Origin of the sequence: Nocardioides gilvus (assembly GCF_003194605.1) — a bacterium.
GTDB classification, from domain to species: Bacteria; Actinomycetota; Actinomycetes; order Propionibacteriales; family Nocardioidaceae; genus Nocardioides; species Nocardioides gilvus.
The window spans coordinates 1,041,606-1,063,788 of the sequence record NZ_QHKY01000001.1; the positions used below are offsets into that span (position 1 = coordinate 1,041,606).

Consider the following 22,183-nt stretch of genomic DNA (forward strand, 5'->3'; position numbering starts at 1 on the left):
GTGCTTCTCAGTGTCTTAAGTCACAGGCCGGAGAGGGCGCGCTACATCGTGTTGCGCGGCCGGTCGCATGCACCGCATATCGGGAGGGAACCCCACATGTCTGAATTCACGCCGAACCGGCGCACAGTTATCCGCACCGCTGCTTGGTCAGCGCCGGTCGTCGCCGTTGCTGCTGCGTCGCCTGCCTTCGCCACGACCCCGCCCGCCGGCGAGGTCACGTACCAGACGGTCAACAAGCGTTTCGTCTTCCACCCGACGCTGGGCGGCGCGCCGTTGACCACCGTCGACATCCTGGTCGATGTCGAGGCGCGAGTTCCGCTCGAAGTTCCCGCGGGCCTGGTTGCCGACCCGGCGCAGACGGTTTCCACCGTGACGATCCCCGCCCTGCTCGTGGGCATCATTGCCGGCCCCCTGGGCGATGGGTCCGGCCCGCCGGCAGAGGTTGGCGGAACGTCGACCTCCACGTCGCGCCTGAGCGGAACCATCTCGCTCGACTCGATCACTCCGCTGACCATCGACAGGGCCCCTTGGCCCGCTGGCGGCGGCGACCTGGTCACGATCGCTCGCGGTACCGGCGCCGAGGCGCTCCCCGTCCCGGCTGGTCTCAGCGGCCCCGTCACCATCACGCTGCAGCCGCCGGTTTCGGAGCTGCAGGGCTACGCGGCGGACGGCACCGCTCTCGGGGTCTACGCCTCCGCGCTGGCCCCGAAGGCTGGTCAGGACTACACGATCGCGACCTTCAACATCGTCTGATCGCAAACAGTCACTACAGAACGCCCGACCGGGATCCCCGGTCGGGCGTTCTGCCTTTCCGGTGCGGTGTCGTCATCCGCAACACGGGCACCCCCTCAGTACGCGCTTCGCCGCCTCCAGGCAGCCCAGGCGTCACCTGAACCCCCGCCACGGCGGGGGTTTCCTGCGTTTCACCAGTGTTAAGACTTCGGCTCCAGGACAGTTCGTCCCGGAAAAGGGTTGACCCCGGCTCGTAGTATAGAGAATATATGAGAGATTCCCGTCATCCTCCGGAGGAACCTCATGACCCGTCCCACCCCGAACCGCCGCACGGTCATACGCACCGCTGCCTGGTCCATCCCCGTCGTTTCCGTCGCTGCCGCGGCTCCCGCGTTCGCCACGACTCCGCCCACCGGTCCAGCACCGGACCTGAGCCTGTCCAACCGTCAGGCCGGAAACGTCCGGCTCGGGACCACCGGCGGTGACACAGTCGTCGTCGTGTCCGCGCCCCAGTTCGTGAACACCGGAGGCGCCGCCGCCACCGGCGTGATCATGACCGTGACGTCGGACGTCCCGATCACCGGCTATGACTTGACTCTTCCCTTCGGTCCGATCAGCCCGCAGGGCACCGCCAGCAATGGCATCGCGGTCGCAGGTGTCGGCACCACGGAGGTGGAGATCTCCTTCGACCTGCCGTTCTTCGGCACGTACGACCTACAGGCCCCCGTGGCGCCGGCGACCCAGACGCAGATGACGATGTTCGTCAGCAGCCTCTTCTACTACGAAGGGGCTGCGCCCACGAGCCTCGTCTTCTCGGCCGTCGCCAAGAACGGTGGTGCGCCAGGAGCCTGGACGGTCGTCGTCCCGGTGTAGTCACCCCGCAATCGAGCGAGCCCCCGCAGTCAGCGCGGGGGCTCGCTCGATTTCCGGACAGGGGGCCGGCACGGCCTCCGGGGGTCAGCCCTGCGCCAGGTTGCGCAGCAACAGCGTCTCGGCGAGCAGGACCTTCTCCCACTCAGCCAGGTGCAACCCCTCGTTCGCCCCGTGCGCCCGGGTGTCGGGGTCCTCGACGCCGGTGACCAGGACGCTGGCCTCGGGGAATGTCTCGAGGAACTCGGCGATGAACGGGATCGAACCGCCCACGCCCATGTCGACCGGCTGCGACCCGTCCCAGGCCTCGGTGAAGGCGGCGCGCGCCGCGTCGTAGGCAGGACCGGTGGCGTCGATCGCGGTGGCCTCCCCCGCGTCGACCAACGTCACGGAGAATTCCGCACCCCATGGCACGTGCTTCGCGACGTGGGCCTCCAGACAGGCGAAGGCGTTGGCGCCGTTGTCGCCGGGAGCGATCCGCAGGCTGACCTTCGCCCGCGCCGACGGCACCAGGGTGTTCGAGGCGCCGTCGACCTGGGGAGCGTCCAGACCGGTGATGCTCAGGGCAGGTTTGGTCCACAGCCGCTCCACGGCCGAGCCCGAGCCCATCCACTCGATGCCGGGCACGGCCCCGGACTCGGCCCGCAGACGCTCCTCCGGGTAGTCGACGTCGGCGGCGGGACCGGCGTACAAGCCCTCGATGGCCAGGTTGCCGGCGTCGTCGTGAAAACTGGCGATGACCCGTGACAGTGCGATCAGGGCGTCGGGGGCCAGGCCTCCCCACATGCCGGAGTGGACGGCGTGGGTCAACGTACGGACCTCGACGTCGGCACGCACCAGACCGCGCAGGCTGGTGGTGAGGGCGGGGACCCCGATGTCCCAGTTGCCGGAGTCGGCGATCACGATGACGTCGGCCGCGAGCTCGTCGCGGTGCGCCTGGAGCAGCGCGGGGAGTGAGTCCGAACCGGTCTCCTCCTCGCCCTCGACGAAGACGACGAGCGTGACCGGCAGGTCGTCACCGTACGCGCGCGCAGCCGCGAGGTGGGTGACGATCCCGGCCTTGTCGTCGGCGGTGCCGCGGCCGTACAGGCGCTCCCCACGCTCGGTGGGCTCCCAGGGCGCGGAGTCCCAGTCGGCGTGGTCGTTCTCCGGCTGCACGTCGTGGTGGGCGTAGAGCAGCACGGTCGGCGCGCCGGCCGGGCCCTCCTTGCGGGCGATGACGGCGGGCGCGGACCCGTCGTCGTTGCCCGAGACGATGCGGGCGGTGAAGCCCTCCGCGGCGAACAGGTCGCGTACGGCCTCGGCGCTGCGTTGCACCTCGCCGGCGCGGGCCGGGTCGGCGCTGACGGACTGGATCCGTACGAGATCCTCCAGGTCGGCGCGCAGGCCGGGAAGGAGTTCGGTGATGCGGGCGCGCAACTGCTCAGTCATGCTCGCCACACTAACCGCGGCCCTCGCAGGACGTCATGGCTGGTGGTCGCCCCGACGACCGGAGGTGATGACGCCCCAAGGCCCCACCCGCCAGACGTCATCACGAGCGATCGCTCCCACAACCGGAGGTGATGACGTCCCAAGGCCCCACCCGCCGGACGTCATCACGAGCGATCGCTCCCACGACCGGAGGCGATGACGTCCCAGGGCCCCACCCGGCGGACGTCATCACGAGCGATCGCTCCCACGACCGGAGGCGATGACGTCCCGGTGGTGAGCCGAGCAGTCAGGCGATCTCGCCGGGGAGGTTCTGGTTGAGCTCGGTGACGGTCTCGACCGTACGCAGCCCCAAGGCCCGATAGATGCCGATGGCCGGGCCGGCCGGGTCAGCAACGGTCACGAACGTGCTGGCCCCTTCGGTCAGCGCCCGCTCGGTCATCAGGTGGAGCAGGGTGCTACTCAGTCCCTGACGACGACGGCGCGGGTGCGTGACGATGCTCTGGAAGCGGAAGATCCCACGACCGGTGTCGTACGCAGCTGCACTCGCGGCGAGGCGACCGTCGACGAACGCCCCCCAGCGTCGTCCCAGGCCCGCCTCCACAAGGCGCTTCTCCTGCCGCGCGCGTCCCTCGACGAACGTACGGGTGTAGCGGGGGTCCTGACCGGCATACGTCGCCAGGTCCAGGTCGACCCACTTGTCCCACTCGTCGGAGGTCAGCGGGCGGAAACCGGCCTCGACGTTGGGTCGCGAAGGGGCCAGCAGCCGCTCGGCCGCCAGCACCTCGGAGACGTCACGGTCCATGCCGGCTTGCTCGAACTCCGCCGTCTCGACGCCACCGTCGATGGTCTGGTTGTCGATCGCGATCGCCCGGTAACGGGCGTCGCGGAACCACGAGTCGAACACCCCCATCGCCTCGCGCGCGCCACCGGGGAGCGGCGGCCGGCGCAGGAGGAGAAAGTTGCCCCAGTGGTACTCGGGGTTGTCCGGGGTCGTCACCAGGAGATGGGTCCCGAGGTCCTGCACCGTGCTGCCCGAAGCGGTCAGCAGTGCGAGGTCGGTGCGCCAAGCGATCGAGGTGACGTCCATGGGGTCAATCCTGCATCAGCGGCAGGTGCGGGGTCAGGTCGGCTCGCTCACCGCTCGCGCGGATCCGGCCGGAGGTGTAGGCGTACCCCCAGCTCAGTGACCCGGTGGCCAGTTCGAGCCAGGTGTCGACCTCCATCTCGACGACCGCCGGCGGCGTGCCGCGGGTGTGGCGTACGCCCTCGATGGCCTGGACGGCCGCGTATCCGGGCACGCGTACCTCCACGGAGTTGCCGGGGGCCTTGTCGGCGAGGACGGCCATGAAGTGCTTGGTCAGCATCTTCTTCTGCTCAGGGGTGCGAGGGTCGGCGGCCACGGCGGCAGCCACCTCGAGACGATCTGCGGGGCGAAGTCGGGGGGACATGTTCACAAGGATAAGTCGACACGACGCCTCGACCACCTTCGGCGTCGACGTCGACCGCGGCCCGAAACCCGGCAAGGTGGAGGGTTTCGGGCACCTGATGCCCGAAACCCTCCACGCTTGAAGACGTTGGCGCGTGGTCGCGGCGACTAGCGCCCGATCGCCGCCTTGGCGATCATCATCCAGTGGCCGGCGTGACCCTCCGGGTGATCGATCTGCTCCAACTTGCCCCAGTTCTTGACGGGCACGCGGTTGCGGGAAAAGAAGACGTAGTCGATCTTGCGACGGTCCCCCTTCTTGCCGGGGTCGGTGGTCTCCTCCCCCTGGCGGCCGCCCTTCCCGTTGAGTTGGTTCACCTCGGTGTAGAGGCCGCCGTACATGGCGGACATCTCGCGCGACTTCGGTACGGCGTTGAAGTCCCCACCGACCACCACCAGGTCGCCCTTCTTGATCCACTTCCTGGTCTTGTTGCGGATCTGGGTGACCTGCTTGCGACGGATCTTGTCGGCGTTCTGCGCCGGCTCGTCCTCGATGGGCTTGTTGAAGGCGACGAGGTGGGTGGAGCACACGTGGGTGCGGACACCCTTGCGGGTGTAGTTCACGCACAACAGCTTGGGCGTACGTCCGATGTCCGCCTTGAGCTTGAACTTCGTGACCGAGACGCGCTTCACCGCCTTGGGAATGATCACGGCCACCCCCTTGCGCTTCGTGCCGTTGTCGCACTTGAGGGCCTTGGTGGTCGGGGTGAAGGCCACGGTCCACCTCGCCTTCTTCGCGCTGTCGACCCAGCTCTTGCAGACCTCCTGCAGGGTGATCGCCTGGGCCGAGCGCGCCTTCGCGACGGCCGCGTCGAAGGTCACCTGCTTGGCATCGGTGTTCTGCTGGACGACCACCATGCGCTTCTTCCTGGCCGCCACCGGCACCAGGTCGGCGGTCACCACGTCGGACGCCCCTGCGCCGCGATCAGCGGGTGTCGACGAGGTGGACGCCGCGGTCACCAGCGCGGTGGCGACCAGACTCGTTGTCATCAGATGTGCGACTGCACGACGCATTGTTCCTCCGTACGTGGGCGAAGCCCGGTCGTTCTTCCCGAGCGCAGCCAGATGTCCCCCGGCCACCACCTGAGTATTGGGGCGCGGTGCTCGTGACTTCAAGACCCCGCCGGATGACGAACAGGCGCCTGACCACCACGTCGGAAGCTCGCCGCGGTGAGCGTGCGAAACGCCTCAGATCCGCCGAGCTTCCGACATGATGGCGACCGTTCAGCTCTGGTGGACGACGTGCAGGGGCCCCTCGCCGCGCACGAGCCGCTCGGCCTGCTCACGGATCAAGGACGCGATCCGGGGCACCATCGCGGTGGTGCCGCCGGCGATGTGCGGGGTGATGAGCACGTCAGGGGCCGACCAGAGCGGGTGCCCGCCGGGCAGCGGCTCGGGGTCGGTCACGTCCAGGGCGAAGCGCAGTCGCCCGGCGGCGCGCAGCACCGCGTCGGTGTCCACGACCTTCCCGCGCGCGACGTTGACCACCAAGGCACCGTCGGCCAACTTCGCCAGGAAGGCGTCGTCGATCATCTGCTCCGTACGTGCGGTGTGCGGCACCAGGAGCACCACGACGTCCTGCGAGGGCAGCAGGGCCGGAAGGTCACCGAAGCCGTACACGTCACCGAGCAGGTCGTCGGCGCGGGGGCGACTTGCCACACCCGTGACGTGGACCTTCATCGGGAGCAGCCGCTCGGCCAGCGCCCGACCGATCGAGCCGTAGCCCAGGATCAGGACGCGGGAGTCGGCCAACGACTGACGACCGGGAGTCGGGACCCAACGCCCCTCGTCCTGGTGCCGGACCGCTTCCGGCAGGCCGCGCAGCGAGGCCAGGATCAGACCCACGGCGTGCTCGGCGGTGGCGTCGTCGTGCACCCCGCTGGCGTTGCACAGGGTCACCCCGGCCGGGAGCCGGTCGGGCACGCCTTCGAAGCCGGCGGACTGCAACTGGACCACGCCCAGCCCCTCGATCTCGCGGGCCCGGTCGATCACGTCGGCCTTCATCACGTACGCCGGCACCCACAGGTCGACCTGCTGCGGGGCGTCGCCGTCGGCGTCCCAGCCCTCGACCGTCGCCCCGTCGATCTCCCCGACCGCAGCGACGAGCGCGTGCGGGACGACGACCTTGACCGGGGCCTGCACAGGCGTCAGGCCATCGCGGCGGGCAGTGTCGCGACCCAGGCGGACTTGACCTCGGCGACGGGGACACTGAACTGGTCCTCGACGACGAGTTCGCTGCCACCGGTGGTGCCGAGACGGGTGAGCGGTACGCCGTGCTCAGCGGCCAGCGCGGTGAGCGCCTCGACCTGGTCGTCGGTCACGGTGACCAGGGCACGGGCGGCGGACTCGGCGTACAGAGCGACGAAGGGGTCCCCCGCGAGGGTGACCCGGGCACCGATCTCGTGCCGGAACGCTGCCTCGGCCAGAGCGATCGCCAGACCACCGTCGGAGAGGTCGTGCGCGGAGGTCACGACGCCCTGGCTCGACGCGGCGACGAGCACCCGGGCGAGCGCCTTCTCGGCGGCCAGGTCGACGCGGGGCGGGAGCCCACCGAGGTGGTCGTGCACGACGTGGGCCCACTCGGAGCCGGAGAGCTCCTCGCGCGACTCACCCAGCAGGAAGATCTGCTCACCCTCGCCGGTGAAGTGGCTGGGGGTGCGCTTGGTGACGTCCTGGATGACACCCAGCACGGCCACCACCGGGGTCGGCAGGATCGCGGTCTCGCCGGTCTGGTTGTAGAGGGAGACGTTGCCGCCGGTGACCGGGATGCCGAGCTCCAGGCAGCCGTCCTTGAGCCCGCGGCAGGCCTCCGCGAACTGCCACATCACGTCGGTGTCCTCGGGCGATCCGAAGTTGAGGCAGTCGGAGATCGCCATCGGGAGCGCGCCACCGGCGGCCACGTTGCGGTAGGACTCGGCGAGCGCCAGCTGCGCACCGGCGTACGGGTCCAGCTTGGCGTAGCGGCCGTTGCAGTCGGTGGAGAGCGAGACGCCGAGGTTGGTCTCGTCGTCGATCCGGATCATCCCGGAGTCGTCGGGCTGGGAGAGCACCGTGTCGCCGCGCACGTAGCGGTCGTACTGGTCGGTGACCCACGACTTGTCGCAGAGGTTCGGCGAGGCGACCAGCGTCAGCAGGGTCTTCTTCAACTCGTCGCCGGTCGTCGGGCGGGCCAGGGCCTCGGCGCGGTCGGCCTGCAGGGCGTCCTGCCACGTCGGGCGGGCGTACGGGCGCTCGTAGACGGGGCCGTCGTGGGCAACGCTGGCGGGCGGCACGTCGACCACGCGCTCGCCGTGCCAGTCGATCTCGAGGCGACCGGTGTCGGTGACCTCACCGACCACGACGGCCTCGACGTCCCACTTGGCGCAGATCGCCATGAAGGCGTCGACGTTGTCGGGCTCGACGACCGCCATCATCCGCTCCTGCGACTCGCTCATGAGGATCTCCTCGGGCGAGAGCGTCGAGTCGCGCAACGGCACCGTGTCGAGCTCGACGTGCATGCCGCCGTCACCGGCCGACGCCAGCTCGGAGGTGGCACACGAGAGCCCGGCACCGCCGAGGTCCTGGATGCCGGCGACGAGGCGCGCGGCGAAGAGCTCGAGCGTGCACTCGATGAGCAGCTTCTCCATGAACGGGTCGCCGACCTGGACGGCGGGACGCTTGGCCGGGCCGCCCTCGTCGAAGGTCTCCGAGGCGAGCACGGAGACGCCGCCGATCCCGTCGCCACCGGTGCGGGCGCCGTACAGGATCACCTTGTTGCCGAGCCCGGAGGCGTTGGCCAGGTGCAGGTCCTCGTGGCGCAGCACGCCGATCGCGCCGGCGTTGACCAGCGGGTTGCCGGCGTACGTCGCGTCGAAGACAGTCTCGCCGCCGATGTTGGGCAGACCGAGGCAGTTGCCGTAGCCGCCGACGCCCGCCACGATGCCGGGCAGCACCCGGCGGGTGTCCGGGGCGTCGAGCGGGCCGAGGCGCAGCGGGTCCATCACCGCGACCGGGCGGGCCCCCATCGCGAGGATGTCGCGGACGATGCCGCCGATGCCGGTCGCCGCGCCCTGGTAGGGCTCGACGAAGGAGGGGTGGTTGTGCGACTCGACCTTGAAGGTGACCGCGTAGCCCTGGCCGATGTCGATGACGCCGGCGTTCTCGCCGATGCCGGCGAGCATCTTGGCGCCCTCACCGACTCCGCCCGAAGCGAGCGGGGTCTCCTGCGGGATCTCACCGAACTGCTTGAGGTGCACCTTGGTCGACTTGTAGGAGCAGTGCTCGCTCCACATCACCGAGTACATCGCCAGCTCGGCGCTCGTCGGGCGGCGGCCCAGGATCTCGCGGATGCGGGCGTACTCGTCGGCCTTCAGGCCGAGATCGGCCCACGGCTGCTCGCGCTCCGGGTCCTGGGTGGCCACGGCCACGGTGTCGAGCTGGACGGAGGTGCGAGAGGTGTCGGCCACGGGGACCAATCTACCCGTCACTCAGGCGAGGAAGTCCGGGCCGGTCGTCTGGATGAACACCTTGGCGGCCAGCACCGGCTTGACGTGGGTCTCCACGACCGCGACGTGGGCCGGGTGGGCGCCGTACGCGGCCCACGAGTCCTGGTCGTCGAAGGTCATGGCGAAGAGCACGTCGGCGTTGCCGTCGCGGATTCCCGCATCGGTCAGCACCTTCGCGCCGCTCAGTCCGGGGACCTGACCGACGAGGTCACGCAGGGCCTGCGCGAGAGCGTCGCGCTGCTCGTCGGTGGCGGACTCGACGAGGGTGAGGACGCCGATGTGCTGGAACATGGTTCTCCTTGGGGGACGGAGGAAGGTCGAAAATATATTCAAGCACGGCCTCCCGTCGTCCCACCGCGGGTGGCGAGCCCCCGCCGCAGGCCCCGGCGCAGTAATCTGACTGGCTGGGTCCGGATCCGCCGAAGTGCCCGACGAGACGTCCCACACCGGACCCGAGAGGTGCTCATGAAGTTCGACGACCTGGAGATCGCAGCGATCGTCCCTTGCCACAACGAGGAGCTCACCGTCGCCACGGTCGTGGCCGACCTGCGCGCCGCACTCCCCACCGCCACGATCTACGTCTACGACAACAACTCGAGCGACGACACCACCAAAGTCGCCCTCGAGGCCGGCGCGATCGTGCGCTTCGAGTCCCGCAAGGGCAAGGGCAACGTCGTACGACGCGCGTTCGCCGACATCGAGGCCGACGTCTACCTGCTGATCGACGGCGACGACACGTACGACGCCTCTGCCGCGCCGATGCTCGTCGAGACGCTGCTCTCGGGGCCCTACGACCACGTGCTGGGTTGCCGGGTCGACACCCAGGACACCAGCAGCTACCGCCCCGGCCACGCGTGGGGCAACTCGATGTTCAACCGGGTCACCAGCTTCGCGTTCGGGGAGCCCGTGACCGACATGCTGTCGGGCTACCGCGTCTTCTCGCGCCGCTACATCAAGTCGTTCCCGGCGAACTCCGAGGAGTTCGAGATCGAGACCGAGCTGACCATCCACGCGGCCAACCTGCGGGTGCCGCAGATCGAGGTGCCGATCGGGTTCAAGGACCGCCCGGAGGGGTCGGAGTCCAAGCTCAGCACCTTCCGCGACGGCTTCAAGATCCTCGGCCTGCTCGGCCACCTGCTGCTCCACGAGCGGCCGCTGCTGGTCTGCAACCTGGCCAGTGCGCTCTCCCTGGCCCTCGGACTGGTGCTGGGCCTGCCCGTGGTGGCCGACTTCCTGCGTACGGGCGTGGTGGAGCGGTTCCCGACCGCGATCCTGGCCGCGACGCTGGTGATGATCGCCGTGCTGATGCTGGGTGTCGGGCTGATCCTCAACGGGGTGCTGCGGGGCCGCCAGGAGACCCGACGTCTCTTCTACCTGCAGCTCCCGGCCACGCCGACACGATGAAGATCGGGTCGCGCAGCCTCGACCGGTACGTGCTGGTCGGGCTCTTCAACTCGGCCCTGGACGTCGCCCTCTTCTCCCTCCTCGCCCTGGCCGTGGGCCTGGCGCCGGTGGTCTCCAACGTCGTGTCGACGGTGGTGGTGATGACGGTCAGCTTCTTCCTCAACCGGGCCTGGGTGTTCCGCTCGGAGACGAGCGGCGTCGGCACCTACCTGCGGTTCGTCGCGGTCACGCTCTTCACCGGCCTGCTCGTGCAGTCGCTGGTCATCCTCGGCGTGATCGCCGTGAGCGCTGAGCTCATCCCGGCGCTGCCCGACGCCGTCGTCACCCCGGGCGCGAAGATCGCCGCGATGGCGGTCGGGATGGTCGTCAACTTCCTCGGGTACCGCTGGCTGTTCTCGCATCGGCGGGTGGCCTCCCCGCCCGCTCCCGAGCAGGCTGGCGATCGTCGATCGCCATCAGGAGGATGACGACAGCGAGGCCGTAGGTGAAACCGAGCGCGTAACGACCTCCGGCTGCGAGCGGCGACATCGCCACCACGCCGACCTGCAGTGCGAACGGCATCGCCCACAGCCAGGAGAAGCGGCGACCCACGGTGATCGCGGCCGCGCAGATCAGCACCAGGAGCACCGTACGCAGCGAGTGCGACAACAGCGGGCGACACAGGGCGGCGTCGTAGCAGGTGTACGCCGCCTCACGCAGGGCCGGGCGCGGGCCGCTGTTGAGGGCGACGGGCGCGACCGAGTGCTCCCCGACCGTACGTTCGTAGTCGCCCGCCCACGGCGGGTACCAGTGGGTGCCGCGGTCGAAGGGATCCAGGTAGCGGTAGCTCTTCGAGACCAGGGCGTCGGCAAACGTGTCGGGGTGCTCGGCGCCGGCGCGCAGCCAGATCCCGGTGAAGTCGTCCCAGTCCTCGGGCTGCACCGTCTGGTAGCGGAAGCTCTCGGTCTTCGTCGCGTACGGGCCCGACGACTTCACCGGGTCGGAGATGTCGGGGTCGTAGGCCTCAGCCATCGCCTCGAGGTCGAAGATCTTGGACAACGCGGCACGGTCCTGGGTCGAGAGCGCGTCCGGGTGCTCGGAGAGGATCAGCGCCAGCTGTTGCAGCTGGACCCCCTTGGTCTCGATCGGGTCCGAGGGGATCAGCACCCCGACCGCCACCGCCGCGGAGACGGTGCCGTGCACCAGCAGCGCCGGGACCGCCATCACGGCGAGCGGCGCGTATCTCCCCCGCCGCACGCCGAGCATGACCAGCGCCTGGGCGACCAGGAGCATCCACCCGAAGAGCACGGAGACAGCGACCATGAACGAGAGCAGCGTGGTCTCGACGTACCAGCGCCGGCCCACCGGCTCCCGGGAGTGGACGTACTGCGCGACCAGGGCCAGCCACCACACCAGCGCCGCGGAGAAGAGGTGGTTCTTGGTGTGCGACATGCTCCACACGGCGATCAGCGGAGATGCCGCGACCAGGCCGAGGGCCAGCGCACGGACCTTCCAGCTGGAGACGAAGCGGCCCAGGATCGCGAAGGCCCGGCCGAAGGCGAGCAGGGTGAAGAGCAGGGAGAGCGTGCTGATCAGGAAGATCCCCGGCATCAGACTGTCGAAGAGCACGATGCTCACCTTCGACACCGCGCCGTAGTAGAGCATCAGGTAGAAGTTGTGGTGGTTCGACCAGATGCGCTCGCCGTCCGGCATCAGGTAGTACGACGTCGGGTACGCCTCGTACGGGGCGATCACCCCGTCGGTGAAGTCGGAGCGCTGCAGCAGGAACTCGCCGATCATCCGGGCGAAGTCGGGGTTGGGCTGACCGGGCCACGACAGCAGGATCCAGGGAGACCAGGCGATCGCGAGCACCAGCGCGGCGCGGTACCACCGCGAGAAGGCCCACTGCGTCAGCCGCTCGATCTTCTGCGTGAGAGGCCTCTTCGGCGGCGCGGAGACGACGCCGTGGCGCCACGCGTCGAGGCGGCGGCACAGCAGCCGGAAGAGAGCGGCGTACGCAGCCAGGCAGAGCGCCCAGATCAGCAGGGAGGCCGCCGGATGGTCACCGAAGACCTCGGTGAAGAGGAAGTACGGCTCACCCTCGGGCGCGAGGAAGCGGTGGACGAACCCGATCGCGGTGGCGGTGGCAACCACCACCACGACCAGCCATCCGGCCGCTACTGAAAGGAAATGCGTGAAGCGAGCGGGCACGGTGGGGAGTGTAGGGGAACCGAGGGACCCTCAGTGGTCCCCGCCGCCAGGAGGACCGATCACCAGTGCAACAGCGGTGAGCACGGCCACTGCGACGAGGCCGACGACGAGGCCCAGGAGCGGCTTGCGGATCACGAATGCGGCCGCCTTCTCGAGCAGGGAGGAGGGCTCCTCGTCGCGCAGGCGCCAACGGTCGGAGACCAGGCCCTTGCGCTCGGCGTGGTGGTCGAACCACAACGTGAGGAAGGGCGGGATCGCGCACAGCACGCCCAGCACGAGCTGGCCGAACTTCCACTTCTGGTCGACCCAGAGCAGTCCGTTGGTCAGGCAGTAGGTGATGAAGACGACGCCGTGCACCATGCCGAAGACGCTGACCGCGAGGTCCGTGGTCTCGGTGACGTACTTCAGGAAGAGCCCGAGCAGCAGCAGCGCCCAGGTGACCGCCTCCGCCCGCGAGATCCAGAGGAAGAACCGCCGCGGCGTCACCGTTGTCGAGCGGGCCGGCTGAGTGGGCGTCGTGCTCATGCGAAGACGCGCTCGGCCAGGCTCGTGAAGAAGCCCAGACCGTCGGTGCCGGGCCCGGTGAGCGCCTCGACCGCGTGCTCGGGGTGCGGCATCAGGCCGACCACGTTGCCGCGTTCGTTGGTGATGCCGGCGATGTCGCGGCGTGAGCCGTTCGGGTTGTCGCCGACGTAGCGCGCCACGACACGACCCTCACCCTCGAGCATGTCGAGGGTGGGCTCGTCGGCGATGAAGTTGCCCTCACCGTTCTTCAGCACGACGACGATCTCCTGGCCGGCGTCGTAGGCCGAGGTCCAGGCGGTCGTGTTGTTCTCGATGCGCAGGCGCTGGTCGACGCAGTTGAACTTGCGGTGGTCGTTGCGGATCAACGCGCCGGGCAACAGGTGGGACTCGCACAGGATCTGGAAGCCGTTGCAGATGCCGAGGACCGGCATCCCCTTGCTCGCCGCCTCGATCACCTCGGTCATCACCGGGGAGAAGCGGGAGATCGCGCCGCAACGCAAGTAGTCACCGTACGAGAACCCGCCCGGCAGCACGACCGCGTCGACACCGCGCAGGTCGTGGTCACCGTGCCACAGGGCGACGGCCTCGTTGCCGCCGATACGGACGGCGCGGCTCGCGTCGACGTCGTCGAGGGTGCCGGGGAAGGTGACGACACCGACCTTCATCGGGCGTCCTCCACGTGGACCTCGAAGTCCTCGATGACGGGATTGCTGAGTAGGGTCCCCGCGAGCTCGGTGACCTGGGCCAACACCTCGTCGGTGACCTCGCCGTCGAAGGTGAGCTCGAACCGCTTGCCCTGACGGACGTCGGTGAAGCCGGCGAACCCCAGGCGCGGGAGCGTGCCGAGGACGGCCTTCCCCTGCGGGTCGAGAATCTCGGTCTTGGGCATGACGTCAACGACGACTGTGGCCACGGGGTCTGCTCCTGGTGCGCGCGGGGGAAAGTCCTGCGTCGAGTCTATCCGCCAGCGCCAGACGTCATCGCCAGCGGTCGCCCCGGCGAACGGACGTGATGACGTCCCGGGCGGGGAGCGGCGGACGTCATCGCCAGCGGTCGCCCCGGCGAACGAACGTGATGACGTCCCGAGTGGGGGCAGCTGCTACTTGGGCTGACCCTTGGCCGAGACGATGATCAGCGCCACGCCGAGTCCGGCGACGATCGGACCGATGGTCGCCCAAATCTCCACGTCGCTCATCGCGGTGCCGCCGATCCAGCCCAGCCCCTGAGCGGTCCAGACGCCACCGGAGATCAGCATGAGGAGCCCGAAGGCGATTCCGACCATTTTTCCCATGGCCGCCAGCCTACGGCGCTGCTCCTCTCCCAACCTCGGTGCACGGAACGCTCAGGGCCTTGTCCATGCGGAGACCCACCGGGGAAATGAGTAGCAGTACCGCGGCGCACCGGCGCGTCAGCCACTTGACTGGCACTTCCAGTACTTCGACTTGAAGGAACCACCATGTCTGAGCGACTCAGCCCCAGATCCGGCCGGGAGAGGGCCCTGCGCGTGGGGGCACTGGTGCTCCTGACGCTCGGGGCCCTTGCCCTCACGGGGGTTCTGTTGAAGATGGCATTCATCACAGCGATGTCATCCGGCGCCGGCGCCTACGACCCGTCCGAGTTCGAACTGAACTCCGAGGGCGGCTCGGTCCTCGCCACCCCGATGGTCGAGGAGTGGGCCGAGGAGAACTTGGACCACCTCGGCGACCCCACCGCGGCGGAGACTCACCACTACCGAATGATCGACGACGTGGGTGAGGGCTACCCCTTCAAGAACACCACGATCTCTTACGCCTACGCGGGCATGACCAAGCAGGAAGCCGAGGACGTCTACGAAGGAGCGGGCTACGAGGTCGAGTCGGAGCCCTGCGAGTCCGGGGACGACATCAATCCCGAAGTGGTCGAGGACCCCGAGGTCGTCGAGGACTGCATGTTCGTCGACGGCTACTCGGACTCGACAGCCTCGACCCCGGTGGAGATCGAGGTGCTGTGGCAAAAGAAGCGGGACGGGTCCACCACCGGGTGGGTCGTCTTCGAGTACGACCCTCGCTACGAGTGACGCGACCGGCCCGACCGGCCGCGCCTCCTCGTACGCCTCTCAGAGCTCGCGCTTGAGGATCTTCCCGGTCGCGGTCATCGGCAGGGAGTCGCGAAACTCGATGATGCGCGGGTACTTGTACGCCGCCATCTGCTCCTTGCCCCACGCCAACAGCTCGTCCTCCGTCACGGTCGCCCCGGCGTTGCGGATCACCACGGCCTTGATCTCCTCACCGTGGCTGTCGTGAGGCACACCGATCACCGCGGCCAGCGAGACGTCGGGGTGCGTCAGCAGCACCTCCTCGATCTCGCGCGGGTAGACGTTGTAGCCACCGCGAATGATCAGGTCCTTGGAGCGGTCGACGATGTAGTACCAGCCGTCGTCGTCGACACGGGCCAGGTCGCCGGAGCGGAACCAGTCGTCCTGGATCGCCTCGGCCGTGGCCTCGGGGCGGTTGTAGTAGCCCTTCATCACGTTCGGGCCCTTGATGGCGATCTCGCCGATCTCGCCGGCGGGCACCTCGTCCCAGTGACCCGGCTCGGGGCTGATCAGCTTCATCTCGACGCCGGGGATGGCCGGCCCGATGGAACCCACCCGCACCGGCTCCCCGAAGACGGAGAAGCTGGCCACCGGCGAGGTCTCCGAGAGGCCGTACCCCTCCATGATCGTGACGCCGAAGCGGCGCTCGAACTCCCGGTGCACCTCGACGGGCAGCGCCGCACCGCCGGAGACCGCGACCCGCAACCTGTCGGCGAGGGCCTTGACGTCGACCCCGGAGTCGTCCAGCACGCCGAGCAGACCCCAGTACATCGTCGGCACGCCCGCGAAGAAGGTGATCTCCTCCTTCGCCATCAACTGCAGGGCAGCCGCGGCGTCGAAGCGCGGCAGCATCACGATCGTGCCGCCGTACGCGATGGCGCTGTTCTGGATCACGGTCTGCCCGAAGGAATGGAAGAGCGGGAGGGCGCACAGGTACGTGTCGGGGTGCTCCACGTCCGCACCGAAGAGGCGGTCGCTGGTCAGGGCGTTGGAGAGCATGTTGCCGTGGGTCAGCTCAGCGCCCTTGGGCTGGCCAGTGGTGCCGGACGTGTAGAGGATGACGGCGCCGGAGTCGGTCGCGATCTCCGGGGCGACGAATCCGGCGCTGGCGCCCGCCATCGCACCGACCATAGTCTCGGCCCCCTCGATCGGTGAGGCTGCGCCCATCTCGGCGGTGATGACGAAGAAGTGCTCGCAGCCCTCGGTCGCCTGGTAGCCGGCGTGACCCTCCTGCCCCATCGGGAGGTCGGGAGTGCCCTCGAAGCAGAAGTACGCCTTCGCTTCGGAGTCGGCCAGGTGGTATGCGATCTCCCGGCCCTTCAGCAGCACGTTGAGCGGTACGACGGTCGCGCCGGCCTTGAGGATGCCGTAGTAGGCGATCGTGAAGTAGGGCAGGTTGGGGCAGGTCAGCGCAACCTTGTCGCCCGGCCCGACGCCACGGGAGGCGAGCAGGCTGGCGACGAGGTCGGCGTACTGGTTGAGCTGGTCGTAACTGAGCCGGGTCTCCCCCAGGACGATCGCGGTGCGATCGGGGTGAGTGGCGGCGGTTTCCGAGAGCAGGGACGCGAGATTCGTCATGCCCACGAATGTAGTGGGTGGCGCCGACTGCGCACAGGGCTCAGCCGTCGATCGTGCCCCGCGCGAGGCTCTGGCCCGAGTGGGTCGGGTCACCGTCGTCGGGCTCGTAGGAGATGTCGACGATCCGGTACCCCTGCTCCAGCAGGCGCTCGGGGAAGTCGAACTCACCGGCGTCGCCCGCCGCGAGCAGTCCGAGGGAGACCATCCGGCTCCCGTCGGTGTTGATCAACCACACCTCGCGGGTGCCCTCGGGACCGTCGAGATCGGAGGGCTCGACGCGCAGGACGACGCGATCGTCGCGGCGTTGCACCTGCGCGGAGCCTCGCGCCTGGGGCGAGTCGTCGAGGGAGGCGAGCTCGGTGGAGCCGAGGACCTGGACCGAGGGCCCACTCTCCTCGGGGTCGCCGACGACCTGCGTCCCGATCCCGACCCCGGCAGCCAGCGCGACCGCGGCAGCGGTGGCGGCCAACCACACAGGCACGGGGGCGCGGCGTCGGGTCAACGGCGTCACCACGGCATCGGAAGGATCGGTGAGTTGGGCAGATTCGGCGCCCGACGGACCATGAGCAGCCACCCTCGGCGCAGGCGGTGCTGGCTCACTCGTCTCGGCGCCCAGACCGGCGCTCACCGCAGCCCAGACGGAGGCCGGCGGCGCCGTGAACGTCTCGGCACCGGCCGCGACGACCAGGGCGAGGGTCTCGCGCAGGGCGGCGACCTCGGACGTACAGAAGTCGCATGCGGCGACGTGGGACCGGGTGGTCTCGTCGACCTCCTCGGGGCCCTCCCCCATGGCCAGGGCAGCGAGGAGTTCCTCGGCGGCGTGCGGGCCCGAGGGCGGGCCGTCGTGCGCACTCATGGACGTACCTCCTCAAGCGTCTTGCGCAGTTGAGCCAGGCCGCGGCGCAGGTGGCTCTTGACGGTCCCGAGCGGGAGACCCGTACGTTCTGCGATCTGTTCGTGGGTGAGGTCCTCGTGGAAGGCGAGCCGCAGGATCGCACCTCTGGGGTCTCCCATCGCCTCGAGCTGCTGGGCCACGACGAGCCGGTCGACGACACCTGCTGCGGCATCGACGTCGGCAGCCTCCGCCGAGGCGCCCCCCGGCGAGCCACCTGAGCGAGACCCGGGCACCATGGCCACGGCCGAGGCGACCTTGCGGGCCTCGCGGGAGCGTTCGCCGAGCCGGTCGGAGATCCGGTGGCGGGTGATGCCGACGAGCCAGGCGGGCAGGGCGTTCTCCGTCGGGGTCAGGGTGTGACGGCTGCGCCAGGCCGAGATGAAGACCATCTGGGTGACGTCCTCGGCCTCGTGGTGGGTGCCCAGCGAGCGCAACGCGATCGTGTGCACCAACGGCGACCAGCGCCGGAAGATCTCTGCAAGGCATTCCCGGTCTCCGTCACGGAGACCCGTGGCCAGATCGAGGACGTCTGCCTCGACCCCGGATGACGAACTCACCTGCTCACCGTACAGTCCCCCTGCCCGGCTCGCCACGCGGCTTGGGGTCCGCACGACGAGCCGGGGGTCGGGGGCTGCATGTGGTGGGGCAGCGGCCGTCAGGGGAGGTTGATCGGACGCAGCACGCGGTCGACGCCGTGGGCGATCTGCTTGTTGCCCTTGTTGATGTCGACCTTCTTGAGGATCACGCGAGCGTTGCGGTCGTTGCGGTCCTGGTCAACGATGGAGATCACAGGGGTGCCGTGGCTGCGACGGATCTTGATGCGCACGTTCTCGCCCTGGGCGGTCTTGAAGCGGGTGCCGTTGGCCTTGAGGACCTTCTTGCTGGTCAGCTTCTTGCCCGCGATCACGTGGTAGAGCAGCACCTGCTCGATGGTGTCGACGCCGGCGACCCTGACCAAGGTGTTGAAGATGCGCTTCTCGGAGCGCAACGTCTTGCCGGTCAGGTCCTTGACGAGGACGCGGAAGGCCTGGTCGGTCGGCACGAAGGCGGTGGCGCGGACGCTGCCGTCAGCCAGCACACCGACCGCAGAGTTGGGCTTGGCTGCGACGACGGCCAGGGCGGCCTCGGTGACGATGTCGAAGTCACCTGCGTTCCTGTCGAAGTGGTTGCCGTCCGAGGTCAGCACGGAGACCAGCGAACGCTCCTTGGGCTTCGCAGCGTCAGCGGCGGTGGCGGGAGCAACGGTGAACAGGGTGGCGGCGGTGGCGAGGGCCGCGAGGGAACCAACAAGACGCTTCATGGGACTTCTCCTCGAACATCAAGACGCCCCTGTGGCGCCCTGTTGCTCTCTTATCCGGAGTCAGGCCCCTCCTGGATGCACCCAAAGAGAAAAAACTTTCAATTTTCTAGAAACGGGTGCCGGTGAGACGTTCGTACGCCTCGACGTACTTCGCCCGAGTCAGCTCGACGACCTCGTCGGGCAGGGCTGGCGGCGGGGTGTCGGAGGCCTTGTCCCAGCCCGAGGCAGGGCTGGTGAGCCAGTTGCGGACCTTGTCCTTGTCGTACGACGGCTGGGTGCGGCCCGGGGACCAGTCGGCCGCCGACCAGAAGCGCGAGGAGTCGGGGGTCAGCACCTCGTCGCCGAGCACGGTGGTGCCGTCGGCACGGGCGCCGAACTCGAACTTCGTGTCGGCCAGGATGATGCCGCGCTCGCGGGCGATCTCCTCGGCGCGGGAGTAGATCTTCAGCGTCAGGTCGCGCAACTCGGCGGCGCGCTCGGCCCCGACGGTGCTCTCCACCGCCGCGTAGGAGACGTTCTCGTCGTGGTCGCCCACGGCGGCCTTGGCGGCCGGGGTGAAGATCGCCTCCGGCAGGCGGGAGCCGTCCTCGAGCCCGACGGGCAACGCGATCCCGCAGACCTCGCCGAAGGCGCGGTAGTCGGCCAACCCGGAGCCGGTGAGGTAGCCACGAGCCACACACTCGACCGGGTACATGTCGAGGCTCTCGCACACCACCGCGCGGCCGGCGACCTGGGCAGGCACGTCGGACGACACGATGTGGTTCGGGACGAGGTCGGCCAGCTGCTCGAACCACCACAGCGACATCCGGGTGAGGATCTCGCCCTTGTCGGGGATCGTGGAGGTGAGCACGTAGTCGTAGGCAGAGATCCGGTCACTGGCCACCATCAGGAGTCGGCCGGCGTGTTCGCCCGCGTCGATCCGGTAGAGGTCACGCACCTTCCCGCTGTGCAGATGGGTGGTGCCGTCGATGGCGGGGGCTGCGGGGATGTTGAGGTCGGCCACCCGCGCAGCCTAACCATCTAGTCCTTCCGCCGGATGCCCCGCTGGCGATCGCGGCGGGAGAAGAGCCGCTCGACCTGCTTGTTGACCGGGGCCCCGAAGTGTTCGTCGAAGTTGTCGGTCAGGTCGGAGGTGACGTGACGCTGCCACTCCTCACGGCGTTGACGTCGCTCGGCCCGCAGCAGCATCAGGTGCTCGGCACGGAAGGTCCGGTGGGTAGCGAAACAGATCGCGATCATGATGAGGCTGAACGGCAGCGCCGTGATGATGGCGCCGGTCTGCAGTGCCACCAGGCCTCCGGCGAGCAGGAGGCCGATGGCGACCAGGCCCTCGACGACCGCCCAGAGCACCCGACTCCACGTCGGCGGCTCCGCCTCTCCGCCGGAGGCGAGCATGGTCACCACGAGGGACCCCGAGTCGGCCGAGGTGATGAAGAAGATCACCACCAGCACGATCGCCATCCCGGAGAGGAACGTCCCGGCAGGCAGGCCGCCCAGCAGGTCGAAGAGAACGTTCTCCGCGACCACGACCGGGTTGCCGTCGGCATCCTCACCGACCAGTCCTCCCTCGCCGAACATCTCCCGGTGGATCGCTGCGCCACCCAGGACCGAGAACCACAAGAAGGTGACCATCGTGGGGACCAGGAGCACCCCGGCGACGAACTCCCGCACCGTACGACCACGGGAGATGCGGGCGATGAAGACACCGACGAACGGCGCCCAGGAGATCCACCAACCCCAGTAGAAGGTGGTCCACGACGCTTGCCACCGCTGCCCCTCCTCACCGGTGAAAGCGCTCGTGCTGAATGACAGGGGAAGCACGTCGCGGGCGTAGACACCGATGTTCTGGACCCACTCACGGAGCAGGAAGAGGCTGGGGCCGAGCACCAGCACCGCCAGCAGGAAGATCGCCGCCAGCCCGAGATTCAGGTTGGAGAGCCACTTGATCCCACGGCCCACCCCGCTGACCACCGAGGCGGTGGCAAGCAGCGTGATCACCACGATCAACCCCACCAGCAGCTCGTCACTGGTCTCGTCGAACAGGCCCATGTGGACGAGGCCGGACGAGATCTGGGTGACGCCGAGCCCGAGCGAGGTCGCAACACCAGCGACGGTGCCGACCACCGCGACGGTGTCGACCACGTCTCCCATCCAGCCGCGCACCCGGTCGCCGAGGAGGGGCTCGAGCGCCCACCGGATGGAGACCGGGTTGCCCCTGCTGTGGATCGAGTGGGCGAGCGCGAGCCCGACGACCACGTAGATCGCCCAGGCGTGGAAGCCCCAGTGCAGGAAGACCTGGGCCATCGCCTTCTGCGCCAGCTCCGGGCCTTCGCCGGTCATCCCGGGCTTGACGTCGGAATAGGTGAAGGTCAGCGGCTCCGCGGCTCCCCAGAAGACCAACCCGATCCCCATACCGGCCGCGAACAGCATGCCGAACCAGGCCAGCACGCTGAACTCCGGCTCCTCCTCGTCAGGACCGAGCTTGATGTCGCCGAAACGACTCAGCCCCATCCACAGGGAGAAGACGACGAATCCGGCGACCGCGAGGACGTAGTACCAGCCGAAGCCCTCCACGATCGTGCTCTGCACGTCACCCAGCAACGCCTGGGTCTGGTCCGGCAAGGCAATGGCCACTCCGGAGACGACGACGAGCGTCACCATGGCCGGGACGAACACCGCCAGATGGACGCCGCCCGGGCCGGTGCTGAGAACTTTGCCACCTTCGCCGCGGCTCACCAGGGCGTCGTCGGTGCTCGGATCAGGCACTGGTGCCCCTCTCGTCGTGGACCACGACGTCGCGGTCACCATTGCCCCCGCGTGCCTTTACCCGCCCGACGCCGGCTCGAAACGGTGTCCCTCACCTGGGCATGTGGTGAAGCCCCACGACCGTGGCTAGCGTGGAGTCATGTCAGTCGTGAAGATCAACGCCATCTCCGTCCCCGCCCAGGCCGGCGCCGAGCTCGAGCGCCGCTTCAGCGAACGCGCCGACTACATCTCCGGCAGCCCGGGCTTCCTCGGGTTCCAGCTGCTGCGTCCAACCGCAGGCGAGGAGCGCTACTTCGTCGTCACCCACTGGGCCGACGAGGATTCGTTCGTCGCCTGGCGGGACGGGGACGCCCGCGCGGCCCACGCCGGGCAGCACGGCAAGCCGGTCGCCACCGGCACCAACTTGATGGAGTTCGAGGTCGCGCTCGACATCAAGCCCTGACGCGCCGGA

At 68.9% G+C, this 22,183-nt stretch carries 23 protein-coding genes and 1 pseudogene; 6 read left to right on the top strand and 18 right to left on the bottom strand.

Annotated features, from left to right (window positions below):
• Positions 1 to 96 precede the first annotated feature (96 nt).
• Entirely contained in the window at positions 97 to 753 is a 657-nt protein-coding gene (locus DNK52_RS05075) for a hypothetical protein (RefSeq protein ID WP_110239828.1), read from the top strand.
• A gap of 282 nt (positions 754 to 1,035) precedes the next feature.
• Positions 1,036 to 1,605: a hypothetical protein gene (locus tag DNK52_RS05080; protein ID WP_110239829.1), complete on the top strand. Its 570-nt coding sequence runs from the start codon at positions 1,036 to 1,038 to the stop codon at positions 1,603 to 1,605.
• Positions 1,606 to 1,689: 84 nt separating this feature from the next.
• On the opposite strand, the gene DNK52_RS05085 is transcribed toward DNK52_RS05080, so the two are convergent.
• From DNK52_RS05085 to DNK52_RS05115, 7 genes are all read right to left on the bottom strand, one after another.
• Positions 1,690 to 3,033 carry a dipeptidase gene (locus DNK52_RS05085; protein ID WP_110239830.1) on the bottom strand — a complete coding sequence of 448 codons (1,344 nt, stop codon included), beginning with the start codon at positions 3,031 to 3,033 and terminating at the stop codon, positions 1,690 to 1,692.
• Between the two features lie 286 nt (positions 3,034 to 3,319).
• Entirely contained in the window at positions 3,320 to 4,120 is an 801-nt protein-coding gene (locus tag DNK52_RS05090; protein ID WP_110239831.1) for a GNAT family N-acetyltransferase, read from the bottom strand.
• Positions 4,121 to 4,124: 4 nt separating this feature from the next.
• Positions 4,125 to 4,481 (bottom strand): sterol carrier family protein, encoded by a 357-nt coding sequence (locus DNK52_RS05095; protein WP_110239832.1) that lies wholly within the window; start codon positions 4,479 to 4,481, stop codon positions 4,125 to 4,127.
• Positions 4,482 to 4,627: 146 nt separating this feature from the next.
• The gene (locus tag DNK52_RS05100; RefSeq protein ID WP_162598618.1) at positions 4,628 to 5,506 is read right to left on the bottom strand and encodes an endonuclease/exonuclease/phosphatase family protein; all 879 of its coding nucleotides are present in this window, start codon (positions 5,504 to 5,506) and stop codon (positions 4,628 to 4,630) included.
• A gap of 234 nt (positions 5,507 to 5,740) precedes the next feature.
• A complete protein-coding gene (locus DNK52_RS05105) occupies positions 5,741 to 6,658 on the bottom strand; it encodes a 2-hydroxyacid dehydrogenase (protein ID WP_110239834.1) in 918 nt (305 codons plus the stop codon).
• Between the two features lie 5 nt (positions 6,659 to 6,663).
• Positions 6,664 to 8,961: a phosphoribosylformylglycinamidine synthase subunit PurL gene (gene purL / locus DNK52_RS05110; RefSeq protein WP_110239835.1), complete on the bottom strand. Its 2,298-nt coding sequence runs from the start codon at positions 8,959 to 8,961 to the stop codon at positions 6,664 to 6,666.
• 21 nt (positions 8,962 to 8,982) lie between these two features.
• Positions 8,983 to 9,291 carry a Dabb family protein gene (locus DNK52_RS05115; RefSeq protein WP_110239836.1) on the bottom strand — a complete coding sequence of 103 codons (309 nt, stop codon included), beginning with the start codon at positions 9,289 to 9,291 and terminating at the stop codon, positions 8,983 to 8,985.
• Positions 9,292 to 9,465: 174 nt separating this feature from the next.
• On the opposite strand from DNK52_RS05115, the gene DNK52_RS05120 reads away from it, so the two are divergent.
• Together DNK52_RS05120 and DNK52_RS05125 are read left to right on the top strand one after the other, a co-directional pair.
• Positions 9,466 to 10,404 (top strand): glycosyltransferase, encoded by a 939-nt coding sequence (locus DNK52_RS05120; RefSeq protein WP_110239837.1) that lies wholly within the window; start codon positions 9,466 to 9,468, stop codon positions 10,402 to 10,404.
• Positions 10,401 to 10,871, top strand: a complete 471-nt coding sequence (locus DNK52_RS05125) for a GtrA family protein (RefSeq protein WP_110239987.1) — start codon at positions 10,401 to 10,403, stop codon at positions 10,869 to 10,871. The genes DNK52_RS05120 and DNK52_RS05125 overlap by 4 nt, the downstream gene beginning before the upstream one ends.
• Here the strand turns inward: DNK52_RS05125 and DNK52_RS05130 are convergent.
• From DNK52_RS05130 to DNK52_RS05150, 5 genes are all read right to left on the bottom strand, one after another.
• Complete coding sequence (locus DNK52_RS05130; protein WP_162598619.1) at positions 10,771 to 12,594, bottom strand: DUF6020 family protein; 1,824 nt, start codon at positions 12,592 to 12,594, stop codon at positions 10,771 to 10,773. The two genes, DNK52_RS05125 and DNK52_RS05130, sit on opposite strands and share 101 nt — an antisense overlap.
• A gap of 30 nt (positions 12,595 to 12,624) precedes the next feature.
• On the bottom strand, positions 12,625 to 13,119 hold the full coding sequence (locus DNK52_RS05135) for a DUF3817 domain-containing protein (RefSeq protein ID WP_204163368.1): 495 nt from the start codon (positions 13,117 to 13,119) through the stop codon (positions 12,625 to 12,627).
• On the bottom strand, positions 13,116 to 13,784 hold the full coding sequence (purQ, locus tag DNK52_RS05140) for a phosphoribosylformylglycinamidine synthase subunit PurQ (protein WP_110239840.1): 669 nt from the start codon (positions 13,782 to 13,784) through the stop codon (positions 13,116 to 13,118). The genes DNK52_RS05135 and purQ overlap by 4 nt, the downstream gene beginning before the upstream one ends.
• Entirely contained in the window at positions 13,781 to 14,032 is a 252-nt protein-coding gene (gene purS, locus DNK52_RS05145) for a phosphoribosylformylglycinamidine synthase subunit PurS (RefSeq protein ID WP_110239841.1), read from the bottom strand. The genes purQ and purS overlap by 4 nt, the downstream gene beginning before the upstream one ends.
• A 186-nt stretch (positions 14,033 to 14,218) precedes the next feature.
• Positions 14,219 to 14,410, bottom strand: a complete 192-nt coding sequence (locus DNK52_RS05150) for a hypothetical protein (protein WP_110239842.1) — start codon at positions 14,408 to 14,410, stop codon at positions 14,219 to 14,221.
• 165 nt (positions 14,411 to 14,575) lie between these two features.
• Between DNK52_RS05150 and DNK52_RS05155 the strand changes: the two genes are divergently transcribed.
• Entirely contained in the window at positions 14,576 to 15,175 is a 600-nt protein-coding gene (locus tag DNK52_RS05155) for a hypothetical protein (RefSeq protein WP_162598620.1), read from the top strand.
• A 39-nt stretch (positions 15,176 to 15,214) separates the two neighbouring features.
• On the opposite strand, the gene DNK52_RS05160 is transcribed toward DNK52_RS05155, so the two are convergent.
• From DNK52_RS05160 to DNK52_RS05185, 6 genes and pseudogenes are all read right to left on the bottom strand, one after another.
• Positions 15,215 to 16,771: a long-chain-fatty-acid--CoA ligase gene (locus tag DNK52_RS05160; protein WP_110239988.1), complete on the bottom strand. Its 1,557-nt coding sequence runs from the start codon at positions 16,769 to 16,771 to the stop codon at positions 15,215 to 15,217.
• A gap of 40 nt (positions 16,772 to 16,811) precedes the next feature.
• Positions 16,812 to 17,627 carry an anti-sigma factor gene (locus DNK52_RS05165; protein ID WP_110239844.1) on the bottom strand — a complete coding sequence of 272 codons (816 nt, stop codon included), beginning with the start codon at positions 17,625 to 17,627 and terminating at the stop codon, positions 16,812 to 16,814.
• Positions 17,624 to 18,223 carry an RNA polymerase sigma factor gene (locus tag DNK52_RS05170; RefSeq protein ID WP_110239989.1) on the bottom strand — a complete coding sequence of 200 codons (600 nt, stop codon included), beginning with the start codon at positions 18,221 to 18,223 and terminating at the stop codon, positions 17,624 to 17,626. The genes DNK52_RS05165 and DNK52_RS05170 overlap by 4 nt, the downstream gene beginning before the upstream one ends.
• 98 nt (positions 18,224 to 18,321) lie before the next feature.
• Entirely contained in the window at positions 18,322 to 18,966 is a 645-nt protein-coding gene (locus DNK52_RS05175) for a fasciclin domain-containing protein (protein WP_110239845.1), read from the bottom strand.
• Between the two features lie 118 nt (positions 18,967 to 19,084).
• Positions 19,085 to 19,936, bottom strand: a pseudogene (locus DNK52_RS05180) (phosphoribosylaminoimidazolesuccinocarboxamide synthase); the annotation flags it as partial.
• Positions 19,937 to 19,986: 50 nt separating this feature from the next.
• The gene (locus DNK52_RS05185) at positions 19,987 to 21,732 is read right to left on the bottom strand and encodes a BCCT family transporter (RefSeq protein WP_239455390.1); all 1,746 of its coding nucleotides are present in this window, start codon (positions 21,730 to 21,732) and stop codon (positions 19,987 to 19,989) included.
• A 139-nt stretch (positions 21,733 to 21,871) separates the two neighbouring features.
• On the opposite strand from DNK52_RS05185, the gene DNK52_RS05190 reads away from it, so the two are divergent.
• On the top strand, positions 21,872 to 22,174 hold the full coding sequence (locus tag DNK52_RS05190; protein WP_110239848.1) for an antibiotic biosynthesis monooxygenase family protein: 303 nt from the start codon (positions 21,872 to 21,874) through the stop codon (positions 22,172 to 22,174).
• Positions 22,175 to 22,183 lie beyond the last annotated feature (9 nt).